Source organism: Pseudoalteromonas sp. A3, assembly GCF_025942345.1.
Classification (GTDB): domain Bacteria; phylum Pseudomonadota; class Gammaproteobacteria; order Enterobacterales; family Alteromonadaceae; genus Pseudoalteromonas; species Pseudoalteromonas atlantica.
On sequence record NZ_JAPCKL010000009.1, the window covers coordinates 81,164 to 93,853 of the forward strand.

Here is a 12,690-nt window from a genome sequence, read left to right on the forward strand (position 1 = left end):
AATTTTTCCCTTGAAGTTACTCCACCTCACCCCATATTAAGTGCATAACGCAGACACTTTGCTAATTGGAGATACATAAATGACTGCAGCACAAAAAGAAACATTAGGCTTTCAAACAGAAGTAAAACAACTATTAAACTTAATGATTCATTCGTTATATTCGAATAAAGAAATATTTTTACGTGAGCTTGTATCAAATGCATCAGATGCCGCCGATAAGCTACGCTTTTTAGCGCTTTCAAATGGCGACCTTTACCAAGGTGATGCCGATTTACGTGTACGTATTAGCGCAGATAAAGAGGCAAACACAATTACCATTTCTGACAATGGTATTGGTATGACGCGAGAAGAAGTGATTAGCTCTTTAGGAACTATTGCTAAGTCGGGTACTGCTGAGTTTTTCAAAAACTTAACCGGTGACCAAAGTAAAGACTCGCAATTAATTGGTCAATTTGGTGTTGGTTTTTACTCGGCATTTATTGTGGCTGATGAAGTGACAGTGCGCACGCGTAAAGCGGGTGAAACACAAGCGTACGAGTGGCAATCACAAGGTGAAGGTGAGTACACGTTACAAGAAATTGAAAAAGAAGGCCGTGGTACGGATATCATTTTACACCTGCGTGAAGAAGAAAAAGAATACGCGGATGAATACCGTTTACGTAGCATCGTTACTAAATACTCAGATCATATTTCTACGCCTGTACAAATGTATAAAGCAGAAGTGCCTGAGTCTGAAGGCGAAGACGGCGAAAAAATCCCAGCAGTTCCAGGTGAATGGGAAAGCATTAACCGTGCAACCGCTTTATGGACACGTGATAAGTCAGAGGTTTCTGATGAAGAATACAAAGAGTTTTACAAGCATGTAAGCCATGATTGGGAAGAGCCGCTAAACTGGGCGCACAATAAAGTAGAAGGTAAAACTGAGTACACAAGCTTATTGTATATCCCTAAAAAAGCGCCGTTCGATTTATGGAACCGTGAGCGCCAAAGTGGCTTAAAACTGTATGTTCAACGTGTCTTTATTATGGATGACGCTGAGCAGTTTATGCCAAGCTACCTGCGCTTTGTAAAAGGCTTGCTTGATTCAAACGATTTACCACTAAATGTATCGCGCGAAATTTTACAAGATAACAAAGTAACGCAAGCGATTCGTAAAGGGTGTACGTCTCGTATCTTAAAAATGCTAGAGCGTATGGCTAAAAACAAAGCCGAAGACTACCAAACATTTTGGAACGAGTTTGGCCAAGTAATCAAAGAAGGCCCAGCAGAAGATACAGCGAATAAAGAAGCCATTGCTAAATTGTTACGCTTCTCATCTACGCATACCGACTCAGAAACACAAGATGTATCGCTTGAGCAATACATTGAGCGTATGAACGATGAGCAAGATAAAATTTACTATGTAGTTGCTGATTCGTTTACAGCGGCTAAAAACTCGCCGCACTTAGAAATCTTCCGCAAAAAAGGCATCGAAGTATTATTACTAAGTGACCGTGTTGATGAGTGGATGATGAGCCACTTAACTGAGTTTAACGAAAAACCATTCCAGTCAATTACCCGTGGCGACCTTGATTTAGGTAAGCTTGACGACGAAGAAACGAAAAAAGCACAAGAAGAGTCTGAAAAAGAAGTAGAAGGCTTAATTGAGCGCATTAAAACAGCGCTAGGCGAAGAAGTTAAAGAAGTACGCTTTACGCATCGCTTGACAGACTCTCCTGCCTGTGTTGTTAGCGATGAGAACGATATGAGCTCGCAAATGCAAAAGCTTATGGAGTCAGTTGGGCAACCTGTACCAGAGGCGAAGCCAGTGTTTGAGCTTAACCCTGAGCATCAGTTAGTTAAGCACTTAAACGATGAGCAAGACGAAGATAAGTTTGCACAGTGGTCTCATGTATTACTAGACCAAGCTTTACTTGCCGAACGCGGTACATTAAAAGATCCTACCGGGTTCGTAACACGTTTAAACAAGTTAATGCTTGATTTAAATAAGTAAGGCTAACAGGCTCTTTTAATTGCTAAAAGAGCCTAAAATATAACCATAATTATAAAGGAAGCGTATGCTTCCTTTTTTTATGTGCTCTAAAGTAGGCAATTAGTATAAGTTGCTTGAGTATCTGCAGCGCTTGTGGAAGAATTCAGGCTTTAAAATAAATATCCATACTAGGGGACAATGATATGCGCATTATTCTTTTGGGCGCGCCAGGTGCTGGTAAAGGTACTCAAGCTCAGTTTTTAATGGACAAATACGGTATTCCACAAATTTCTACCGGTGATATGCTTCGTGCAGCCATTAAAGAAGGTACACCACTTGGCTTAGAAGCGAAAAAAGTAATGGATGCAGGTCAGTTAATTTCTGACGATATCATCATTGGTTTAGTGAAAGAGCGTATTGCTAAACCAGACTGCGAACAAGGCTTTTTACTTGATGGCTTCCCACGTACTATTCCACAAGCAGATGCTATGAAAGAAAATGGCGTTGTGGTTGATCACGTTATTGAGTTTGACGTTGCTGATGAAGTAATTGTTGAGCGTATGGGTGGACGTCGCGTACATCCTGGCTCTGGCCGTGTTTATCACGTTGTTTACAACCCACCAAAAGTGGAAGGTAAAGACGATGAAACAGGCGAAGAGCTTATTATTCGTGCAGATGACACGGAAGAAACAGTTCGTAAACGTTTAGCTATTTACCATGAGCAAACTATGCCATTGGTTGATTACTACCAAGCTGAAGCGCAAGCAGGTAACACGCAGTACCATAAAATTGATGGTACGCAAGCTGTTGAAACAGTAAGCCAGCAACTAGCAGAGCTTTTAGGTTAATATAATCTAAACACAGCTTAGGTATTAAAAAACCGCCCTTGGGCGGTTTTTTTGTATTTAGTAGCTTTTAACAATTTAAAATTAAACCGCCAAAGGTCAACACGCCCTGTTACCTATAACGTTTTTAGCTTTTCTATTACTGGGTCGTAGTTTGGCTCGGTAGATAAATTAGACACGAGCTGTTTGTATATCACTGTATGGCTTTTATCTAAAATAAGCACAGCGCGAGTTAGTAGCCCCATATCTTTTATAATTAAGCCATATTTTTGGCCAAAGTCTCGCCATACAGAGTCAGAAAGGGCTGTTACTTTGTCGATGTTTTCAGCATTACAAAAGCGTTTTTGAGCAAAAGGTAAATCGGCACTGATGGTCAGTATTGCGATAGCAGGAAATTGCGTCGCTACTTTTTCATTAAAATGTTTAGTTTGTAAGCTACAAATGCCTGTATCTAAACTCGGCACCACGCTGATTAATACAGCTTGCCCTTTATAATCATTAAGATTTACAGGGGCAAAACCACCATCAACCACTTTAAAATTTGGCGCATTATCACCTACACTTACACCTTTACCTAACAAAGTGACAGGCTTACCTTGAGCAGAGACCTTACCTGCATCAAGCGTGTTTTCTGGGTACTGTGATGCGTGCACAACTGAGCTTAAAGCCAGTGTGCTTAGTGCAAAAATAAGAGAGCGTACCATAGGTTATTTCCTTTTAAATTAACGCAATAGGTTTGAGTGTATTATACTCAATATCACTGACCAAGCGATTAAATATCACTGTAAAAGTAATAATAAGTTCTGTGATATATAAATTGTAAACTGCAAGAACTTTTATTAACATGTAGTTACAAAATGTATCTTTAATAAAGTCATAAGGCCTATTGACAAAATTGGGTTAAATAATAGAGAGATAGTATGTCAACATCCGTATTAATATGTGACGACTCAAAATTAGCGAGGCGCCAGCTAGCTCGCTCTTTACCAGATGACTGGGATATTAAAGTAGAGTTTGCTCAAGATGGTGTTGATTGCATCAAAAAACTAAAAATAATCGAGCCCGAAATCCTTTTTCTTGATTTAAACATGCCTGAAATGGACGGTTACGAAGTCCTTATGGCCATGAAAGAGCAAGGCCTTAATATTCTAACCGTGGTTGTATCTGGCGATATTCAGCCAAATGCGCACCAACGCGTACTTGAATTAGGCGCCATTGATTTTATCCAAAAACCTTGCTCACCTGAAAAACTGGCCGATATTATCGAGCATCATGGCATTAAAGATAAAGCCATGCGCGAGCGCCTTGCTCATTCTTTAGGTGAACAAGTAGACCCAGATGTGCGCGATATATACCAAGAGCTTACAAATGTCGCTATGGGCCAAGCAGGCGATTTGCTTGCACGGCTTTTGAATGTGTTTGTAGAGCTGCCAATTCCGAATGTGAATGTGCTTGAAGTTAATGAACTGGATATGGCGCTGCAGTCAATTGACAATAATGCTGCCACATCAGGGGTGTGCCAAGGCTTTATTGGTGGTGGCGTATCGGGCGAGGCATTACTTTTATTAAACGACTCAAGCTTTAAAGAAATTGCGTCACTGATGAATTACGACGGTGAGCTTAACGACAAAGTTGAGCTTGAGCTACTTATGGATATTAGTAATATTTTAATAGGCTCAATTTTAACGGGGCTTTCTAAACAGCTAGATATGTCTTTTAGCCAAGGTCATCCCATTGTACTTGGCCAACATCGCGACGTATCTGAATTGGTTAAATCAAATAAATCTCGTTGGCAAAGAACCTTAGCGATAGAAATAAGCTACGGCATCGAAAACCACGATATTAACTGCGATCTTATGCTGTTATTTACCGAAGATTCACTTAAAACTTTGAAATACAAAGTTGCTTACCTATTAGAAGACTAAGTTATGGCCGCTGATTTAGAAATGAATGAGATCCATTGGTTAATGGATATGTTTAACACGGTTGATGTGGGCCTGGTTGTACTGGATAGAAATTATAAAGTGTGTGTGTGGAATGGCTTTATGGAAAACCATTCTGGGCTATTACCAAGTGCTGTAAAAGACAAAGACCTATTTGATTTATTTCCTTCGATTGATGAGAAATGGTTTAGAAGCAAGTCAGAGTCTGTATTTGTACTTAAAAACCGCTCTTTTACTATCTGGGAGCAGCAACCTTACATCTTTCGTTTTAAAAACTACCGCCCCATTACCGGTAAAGCAGATTACATGTACCAAAATGCGACCTTTATTCCACTTACCAACACTCTGGGTGAGGTCAGTCATATTTGTATCATTATTTATGATGTTACCGATGTGGCGGTCAATAAAAAAGAATTAGAAGATTTAAATAAGCGTTTAGAGCAAGTAAGCCAAACCGACAGCTTAACGCAGCTGTTTAACCGTGGGCATTGGGAAAGCACACTGCACCAAGAGTTTTTGCGTGTTAAGCGCAGCGGTGGCAGCAGCACATTATTGATGTTTGATATCGATCATTTTAAAAAAATTAATGATGAGCATGGCCATAGTTGTGGCGATGAAGCGCTACGCCACCTTTCAGAACTGCTACGAACGACGCTTCGCGAAACCGATATAGCAGGGCGCTATGGTGGGGAGGAGTTTGTTGTTACTTTACTCGATACCGACAAGCAAGGCGCAGCAATATTTGCCGAGCGCATAAGAGCGTTAATAGAAGCCAACCCTTTTGTTTATAAAAACACAAAAATAGAGATGACTGTGAGTGTTGGCTTTGCAGGAAATAGCCCTGACTTTGCAAAGCATGAGCGGTGGATTGAAGCCGCTGACAAAGCCTTGTATCACTCAAAAGAGCATGGCCGTAACAGAGTAACCGATTTTGAGGATATAAAAAATGACGCATAAGCGTCATTTTTATGCGCTGCTAAAATTAAGGCAGCGATAATATTACTGCTAAATTAAAGTAACCAAGGATGCATCTAATTGCGCCGCAAGCCTTGGCAGTCAATACTTAACAAGGGCTTGGTTAAAGTGCCATTTTTTATCAGCCATTTTATTCACTCTGTAGTATGGCGAGTATCATCTGCTGGGCATTGGCCAAGAGTAGACACATCGCCTGTACTGGTCTCTTGCTGTAATTGAACCTTGAATCCCCATAACCTGTACAGGTGTTTTAGCACTTCTTTATGCGAGTCAGCAAGGGGGATGTTATTGTGAGGAACATAACGCAACGTTAAAGAACGATCGCCTCTAACATCAACATTATATACTTGAATGTTAGGCTCGTGATTACTCAAATTATATTGCGCTGAAAGCGCTTCGCGTACAGCCTGATAACCGCTATCATCATGTATTGCGCCTACCTCTAGATGTGGATTACGGCTGTGATCGACAATAGTAAATAGCTTAAAATCACGAATTAACTTAGGTGATAAAAATTGGCTTATGAAACTTTCATCTTTAAAGTTTTCCATTGCAAAATGCAGTGTGTCTAGCCAATTAGTGCCTGCATATTCAGGAAACCAGCGTCTATCTTCATCTGTTGGGTTTTCGCAAATACGGCGAATATCCACCATCATATTAAAACCCAATGCATACGGGTTTATACCTGAATAGTAATTGCTGTTATAAGGTGGCTGATAAACAACGTTGGTATGGCTTTGCAAAAACTCCATCATAAAGGAGTCGGTTAATTTACCTTCATCATATAAGTGGTTTAAAATGGTGTAGTGCCAAAAGGTGGCCCAGCCTTCGTTCATCACTTGGGTTTGTTTTTGCGGATAAAAATATTGCGATATCTTTCGCACAATACGTATTATTTCTCGCTGCCAAGACTCTAATAAAGGCGCGTTTTTCTCAATAAAGTATAAAATGTTTTCTTGCGGCTCTTGCGGAAAATGCCTCTCTTGCTTTTTAGCTTCTTGCTGTTGAGCGGGGATAGTGCGCCATAGCTCGTTTACTTGAGATTGCATGTAGTCTTCACGCTCTTTTTGGCGTTTTTGCTCTTCAAAAAGGGAAATTTGCTGCGGGCGTTTATACCTATCTACGCCGTAATTCATCAATGCGTGGCACGAATCAATTAAGCTTTCTACTTGTGCAATACCGTATTTTTCTTCGCAGCGGCTAATGTAATTTTTAGCAAACACTAAGTAATCTATGATGGAGTCTGCGTCAGTCCATGTTTTAAATAAGTAGTTTCCTTTAAAAAATGAGTTATGGCCATAACAGGCATGCGCCATAACCAGTGCCTGCATAGGGAGTGTGTTTTCTTCCATTAAATAAGCAATACAGGGGTTTGAATTAATCACAATTTCGTAAGCCAGCCCCATTTGCCCACGCTTATAATTTTGTTCGGTTTGTATAAATTTTTTACCATATGACCAATGGCTGTAGCCTATAGGCATGCCAACGCTTGAATAAGCATCCATCATTTGCTCAGCTGTTATTACCTCAATTTGGTTAGGGTAAGTGTCTAACCGGTAATGCGCTGCAACACGGGCTATATCAGTTTGGTATTGCTCAAGCAGCTCAAAGGTCCAATCTGGGCCATCGCTAATTCGTTCAGTGCTCATAATAAACCTCGCTTAGGCTAAGCAGCCCCTTGTTGTTGACGATTTTTTTTAAATAGCTCCCTAAACATAGGGTAAATGTCTTCAACACTTTGAATATGTTGTATTGCAAAGTTGCTATGGGTTTGGGTGATATTTTGGTATTCGCGCCACAAGCTTTGGTGCGCACGCGTGGTAATTTCTATATAGGCAAAGTAGCGTACCGCATTAAGTAGCTTATTGCGTAATATTTCACCGCAGTGTGGGGTGTCGTCTGCCCAGTTATCGCCATCGGATGCTTGCGCTGCGTATATATTCCATTGCTCTGAATCATAGCGCTCTTTTATTATTTCGTTCATTAATTTAAGGGCACTGGAGACAATAGTGCCGCCAGTTTCTTGGGAATAAAAAAACTCTTGTTCGTCGACCTCTTTAGCTTGTGTGTGGTGGCGTATATACACCACCTCAATGTCTTTATAACTTCGGGTCAAAAATTGATACAGCAAAATATAAAAACGCTTTGCCATGTCTTTTGTGGCCTGATCCATCGAGCCCGATACATCCATAATACAAAACATAACGGCTTTGCTGGTGGGGTGGGGGCGTTTTTCATAATTACGAAAACGTAAGTCGTAATTATCAATAAATGGTACGGCTTTTATTTGCAGTTTAAGTTGCTCAATTTCCTCTTGTAATAACGCAATGATGGCTTGGTCGCTGTCGGCTTGCTCACGCTCCATCGCAAGTTGGCCTTGAAGCTCTGCTAGGCGTCTTTTTTTTCCCGCACTCATGGCGACTCTTCTGGCGAGTGAGCCCTGTAATGAGCGTACTATATCAATATTACTGGGCATACCATCGCTACAAAAACCAGCCCGATGAGTTTTCATTTGTACAAGCTTATCTAGCTGGTTTTCTTGTAAGTTGGGCAGCTCTAGGTCTTCAAAGAGTAAATCAAGGTATTCATCTTTAGAAATAGAAAACACAAAGTCATCTTGGCCTTCGCCTGAATCACTTGCATCGCCATCGCCTGCGCCACCACCTTGGCCGCCTTTAGGGCGCTCAATTTTGTCACCTGTTGAAAATTGATCGTTGCCAGGGTGAATTTGTTCTCTGTCGCCCCCTTTACCTTGGTGAAAAATGGGCTCGCTAATATCTCGTTGCGGGATAGATATACTCTCCCCTGAACTAGAGTCGGTAACGCTGCGTTTATTAACCGCATCAGACACTGCTTCTTTTATTTGCTTTTTATAGCGCCTAATAAAGCGCTGACGATTAAGCGTGCTTTTGTTTTTACCATTTAAGCGTCTATCTATAAAATGCGCCATACTGTTCCCCCTAAACTACATGAAGGTTACTGCGATTTTCTAACCCGTAAATACCACTCAGAAAGTAAACGCACTTGTTTTTGCGTGTAGCCTTTTTCAACCATGCGGTTAACAAAGTCCTCGTGTTTTTGTTGATCCTCAGCGGAGGTTTTTGTATTAAAGGAAATAACAGGGAGTAGATCTTCGGTATTTGAGAACATTTTTTTCTCAATCACAGTGCGTAGTTTTTCGTAGCTTGTCCATAACGGGTTTTTACCATTATTGTGAGCGCGTGCACGTAATACAAAGTTAACTATTTCGTTCCTAAAATCTTTGGGATTAGAAATGCCGGCGGGTTTTTCTATTTTTTCAAGTTCTGCATTTAACGAGGCGCGGTCAAATAACTGTCCTGTATCTGGGTCTCTGTATTCTTGATCTTGTATCCAAAAATCAGCATAAATTACATAGCGGTCAAAAATATTTTGGCCGTATTCAGAGTATGACTCTAAATAAGCGGTTTGTAGTTCTTTACCAATAAACTCAACATATTGCGGAATTAAATAGCCTTTTAAAAAACTTAAATAGCGCTCTTCCACTTCGGCGCTAAATTGTTCACGCTCTATTTGTTGCTCCAAAACATAAAATAAATGTACCGGATTAGCTGCAACCTCGGTGGTATCAAAATTAAATACGCGCGACAAAATCTTAAAAGCAAAACGAGTGGAAAGGCCGGTCATGCCTTCATCTACCCCTGCGTAATCACGATACTCCTGGTAGGACTTTGCTTTAGGGTCGGTATCTTTTAGGGTTTCACCATCATAGACCCGCATTTTTGAGTAAATACTAGAGTTTTCAGGCTCTTTTAATCGAGATAAGGTAGTAAATTGCGCTAACGCTTTAAGCGTACCTGGTGCACACGGTGCACTGGCAAGTTCACTATGTTGAATAAGTTTGTCGTAGATTTTTATTTCTTCGGTCACACGCAGGCAATAAGGGACCTTTACAATGTAAACACGATCTAAAAACGCTTCATTGTTTTTATTATTTTTAAATGTTTGCCATTCTGACTCATTTGAGTGGGCTAAAATCATGCCGTTAAAGGGCAGAGCGCTAATACCTTCAGTACCGTTGTAGTTACCCTCTTGCGTTGCGGTAAGGAGTGGATGCAGCACCTTGATAGGGGCTTTAAACATTTCTACAAACTCCATTAAACCTTGGTTTGCTAAACATAAAGAGCCTGAGTAAGCGTAGGCATCGGGGTCGTTTTGAGCAAAGTGCTCAAGCTGGCGAATATCTACTTTGCCCACCAATGCAGAAATATCTTGATTATTTTCATCACCGGGTTCGGTTTTGGCTATACCTATTTGATTTAAAATAGAGGGGTAGCGTTTGACGACTCTAAATTGGCTAATATCGCCGTTAAATTCTTTTAATCGTTTACCAGCCCATGGCGACATAATCGTTTTTAAATAACGTGGTTTAATACCGTATTCTTTTTCGAGAACGCTGGCATCTTCTACTGGGTCAAACAAACTGAGCGGGTGATCGTTTACCGGAGAGCCTTTAATTGAATAGATAGGCACTTGTTGCATTAAATATTTTAGTTTTTCTGCAATTGAAGATTTACCTCCCCCAACAGGGCCGAGTAAATAAAGGACTTGTTTGCATTCTTCTAGGCCTTGAGCCGCATGCTTTAGATAGGAGACAATTTGTTCTATGGCATCTTCCATGCCGTAAAAGTCTGCAAAGGCAGGGTAGCGTGCAACCACTCTATTAGAAAATAACCGGCTTAAACGTGCATCGGTTGCAGTATCAACCATTTGCGGCTCGCCTATTGCCATAAGTAAACGCTCAGGGGCGCTGGCATAAGCTGATTTGTCATTTTTACAAATTTCTAGAAATTCGCTAATGCTGTATTCTTCTTCTTGTGCTGCTTCGTATCGTGCTTGGTAGTGCTCAAAAATAGTCATAATAACCTCCGAAACCCGCTTTAAAAAGGTGCTTACTTTTTAAAGTTTAGTCAGAGATTGATATTTTTGTGCAATAAAATTAAAAATTTAAGTGAAAAAAGATCATGTGGCTAAATTAGCAATTTCGCGCGTATAAAGGCGGTTTTAATTTTATAAAGGCATAAAAAAAGACGCCGAGGCGTCTTTTTAAATCAGCGTATAATAGCTAATTAAGCGAAGTTAGCGTTCGCGAATTCCCAGTTAACAAGCGCCCAAAAACCTTTAAGGTAATCAGGACGAACGTTACGGTAATCAATGTAGTAAGCGTGTTCCCATAAATCCACAGTTAGGATTGGTGTAACACCTTCGTCTGTAAGCGGCGTTGCTGCGTTAGACGTGTTTACGATATCTAATGAACCGTCAGCTAGTTTAACTAACCATGTCCAGCTAGAACCAAAGTTATTAACCGCTTTGTCGTTTAATGCATCTTTAAACGCGTCAAAAGAGCCCCATTTAGCGTTAATAGCGTCAGCGATAGCACCTGTTGGCTCGCCGCCGCCATTTGGAGATAGACAGTTCCAGTAGAAAGTGTGGTTCCAAATTTGTGCAGCGTTGTTAAATACGCCACCTTCAGATGAACAAACAATCTCTTCTAAAGATTTGTTTTCAAATTCAGTACCTGGAATTAAACCGTTTAATTTAACAACGTAAGTGTTGTGGTGCTTACCGTGGTGATACTCAAGAGTTTCTTGTGAAATATGAGGCTCAAGTGCATCAATTGCATATGGTAGTGACGGTAGTTCAAATGCCATTTTTTTATCTCCATCTTCTTTTGGTTGATAACTCGCTTGATAGTACGTAATGCCTGATAGAACAGACCACTTACCTATACCAAACGAAAATATAGTGTTACTATAATTGTTGAGTATTTTACTCAAGTTTAAGCAAACAGCAATGCTATTGCTAAAGACTATTTCAATTGCGGCTTTATTTGCCCATTTTAAGTTATATATCTGTGGCCACAATGATTTATTTTCAAGCCCTAGGTATATCAAGCTATCGTCATTTTGAGGTTGTAGATGGAAACCATTGATAAAATTAAACAGCAGATTTCAGAAAACCCAATTATCCTTTACATGAAAGGGTCGCCTAAATTACCAAATTGTGGTTTTTCTTCACAAGCGTCACAAGCTCTAATGTCATGTGGCGAACCATTTGCCTATGTTGATATTTTACTTAATCCAGATATTCGCGCTGAGTTACCAGCATACGCAAATTGGCCTACTTTCCCACAGCTTTGGGTTGAGGGCGAATTAGTAGGTGGTTGTGACATTATCATTGAAATGTTTCAACGTGGTGAATTACAGCCACTGATCACTGAAACTGCAGCTAAGTATAAAGAAGCTGACGCAGAGTAATTGCTACTTTGCTAGATTATTAAGGCCACGTTTTACGTGGCTTTTTTGTGCCTATATAACTTTATTACGTCTTAATCTCTTGAACAGCCCATCAGTGGGTGATTAAAACCATTAATCTGTGCTCAATAGTTAGCAAACTCAGCTCTCGATTCTAGTTTAGGTGCACCTAGTAAGGATAAGTAAGCAACAAAGCTACTTATATAAGCGCGAATTTTAATTAAAATATGAGTTTTATATCAATGCGCAATAAGACGTAATCATTTTGCGGGGCTAAATGTGTCGCTATTTGCGCTAAAAAATTATTTTAGAACAACTAAATAGCGAGTTTTTTGCCCAAGCTATCAACACGTTTTCCAGCCTCAAAATAGTTCGCTCAATCAAGCGAATTGGTAATAAATAAAAATTCACTACATCTGCACTAAAAACGACACAACAATTAATAACTATACTAATGAACGCTAAAAAAGCGTGATCCTAAGCCTCTAATTTATTTAAAACGCATTAAACTATCTAAATGTTAACTGAACCTGCGGGAAATTAGTGAATATTTATTCATTGGTTTGGTTCTTTACGTTTACGTAAAGGGTATTGCTTTGGCGCCTTTGTTTTTACAAAATGTTAAAATTGACACCAGTGTCATGAAAAAATAACGCGCAAAT

General features: G+C 40.0%; 10 protein-coding genes. 5 read left to right on the top strand and 5 right to left on the bottom strand.

The features are described from left to right. The first annotated feature begins 79 nt into the window (after positions 1-79). Both htpG and adk read left to right on the top strand, forming a co-directional pair. Entirely contained in the window at positions 80-1,993 is a 1,914-nt protein-coding gene (gene htpG, locus OIZ54_RS15150) for a molecular chaperone HtpG (RefSeq protein WP_121637648.1), read from the top strand. Between the two features lie 182 nt (positions 1,994-2,175). Next, entirely contained in the window at positions 2,176-2,820 is a 645-nt protein-coding gene (adk, locus tag OIZ54_RS15155) for an adenylate kinase (protein WP_004588118.1), read from the top strand. Positions 2,821-2,933: 113 nt separating this feature from the next. Here adk and tpx read toward each other — a convergent pair whose 3' ends face one another. Further along, complete coding sequence (tpx, locus tag OIZ54_RS15160) at positions 2,934-3,521, bottom strand: thiol peroxidase (RefSeq protein ID WP_024033369.1); 588 nt, start codon at positions 3,519-3,521, stop codon at positions 2,934-2,936. Between the two features lie 216 nt (positions 3,522-3,737). Here tpx and OIZ54_RS15165 point away from each other — a divergent pair, with 216 nt between their 5' ends. Beyond that, the gene (locus tag OIZ54_RS15165) at positions 3,738-4,742 is read left to right on the top strand and encodes a response regulator (protein ID WP_004588116.1); all 1,005 of its coding nucleotides are present in this window, start codon (positions 3,738-3,740) and stop codon (positions 4,740-4,742) included. 3 nt (positions 4,743-4,745) lie between these two features. Further along, complete coding sequence (locus tag OIZ54_RS15170) at positions 4,746-5,717, top strand: diguanylate cyclase (protein ID WP_029774351.1); 972 nt, start codon at positions 4,746-4,748, stop codon at positions 5,715-5,717. Positions 5,718-5,869: 152 nt separating this feature from the next. On the opposite strand, the gene OIZ54_RS15175 is transcribed toward OIZ54_RS15170, so the two are convergent. From OIZ54_RS15175 to OIZ54_RS15190, 4 genes are all read right to left on the bottom strand, one after another. After that, entirely contained in the window at positions 5,870-7,384 is a 1,515-nt protein-coding gene (locus OIZ54_RS15175) for a SpoVR family protein (protein ID WP_264390729.1), read from the bottom strand. Between the two features lie 17 nt (positions 7,385-7,401). Next, a complete protein-coding gene (locus tag OIZ54_RS15180; RefSeq protein WP_264390730.1) occupies positions 7,402-8,685 on the bottom strand; it encodes a YeaH/YhbH family protein in 1,284 nt (427 codons plus the stop codon). A gap of 26 nt (positions 8,686-8,711) precedes the next feature. After that, positions 8,712-10,634, bottom strand: coding sequence for a PrkA family serine protein kinase (locus OIZ54_RS15185; protein WP_024033371.1), 1,923 nt, complete (start codon positions 10,632-10,634; stop codon positions 8,712-8,714). A gap of 209 nt (positions 10,635-10,843) precedes the next feature. Next, positions 10,844-11,425 (bottom strand): Fe-Mn family superoxide dismutase, encoded by a 582-nt coding sequence (locus tag OIZ54_RS15190; RefSeq protein ID WP_004588111.1) that lies wholly within the window; start codon positions 11,423-11,425, stop codon positions 10,844-10,846. A gap of 267 nt (positions 11,426-11,692) precedes the next feature. Between OIZ54_RS15190 and OIZ54_RS15195 the strand changes: the two genes are divergently transcribed. Continuing rightward, positions 11,693-12,031 carry a Grx4 family monothiol glutaredoxin gene (locus OIZ54_RS15195; RefSeq protein ID WP_004588110.1) on the top strand — a complete coding sequence of 113 codons (339 nt, stop codon included), beginning with the start codon at positions 11,693-11,695 and terminating at the stop codon, positions 12,029-12,031. Positions 12,032-12,690 lie beyond the last annotated feature (659 nt).

What these genes read in the sequence shown, in the direction of transcription:
- htpG (WP_121637648.1), top strand. Translation starts at nt 80, where the DNA reads ATGACTGCAGCACAAAAAGAAACATTAGGCTTTCAAACAGAAGTAAAA.
- adk (WP_004588118.1), top strand. Translation starts at nt 2,176, where the DNA reads ATGCGCATTATTCTTTTGGGCGCGCCAGGTGCTGGTAAAGGTACTCAA.
- tpx (WP_024033369.1), bottom strand. Translation starts at nt 3,521, where the DNA reads ATGGTACGCTCTCTTATTTTTGCACTAAGCACACTGGCTTTAAGCTCA.
- OIZ54_RS15165 (WP_004588116.1), top strand. Translation starts at nt 3,738, where the DNA reads ATGTCAACATCCGTATTAATATGTGACGACTCAAAATTAGCGAGGCGC.
- OIZ54_RS15170 (WP_029774351.1), top strand. Translation starts at nt 4,746, where the DNA reads ATGGCCGCTGATTTAGAAATGAATGAGATCCATTGGTTAATGGATATG.
- OIZ54_RS15175 (WP_264390729.1), bottom strand. Translation starts at nt 7,384, where the DNA reads ATGAGCACTGAACGAATTAGCGATGGCCCAGATTGGACCTTTGAGCTG.
- OIZ54_RS15180 (WP_264390730.1), bottom strand. Translation starts at nt 8,685, where the DNA reads ATGGCGCATTTTATAGATAGACGCTTAAATGGTAAAAACAAAAGCACG.
- OIZ54_RS15185 (WP_024033371.1), bottom strand. Translation starts at nt 10,634, where the DNA reads ATGACTATTTTTGAGCACTACCAAGCACGATACGAAGCAGCACAAGAA.
- OIZ54_RS15190 (WP_004588111.1), bottom strand. Translation starts at nt 11,425, where the DNA reads ATGGCATTTGAACTACCGTCACTACCATATGCAATTGATGCACTTGAG.
- OIZ54_RS15195 (WP_004588110.1), top strand. Translation starts at nt 11,693, where the DNA reads ATGGAAACCATTGATAAAATTAAACAGCAGATTTCAGAAAACCCAATT.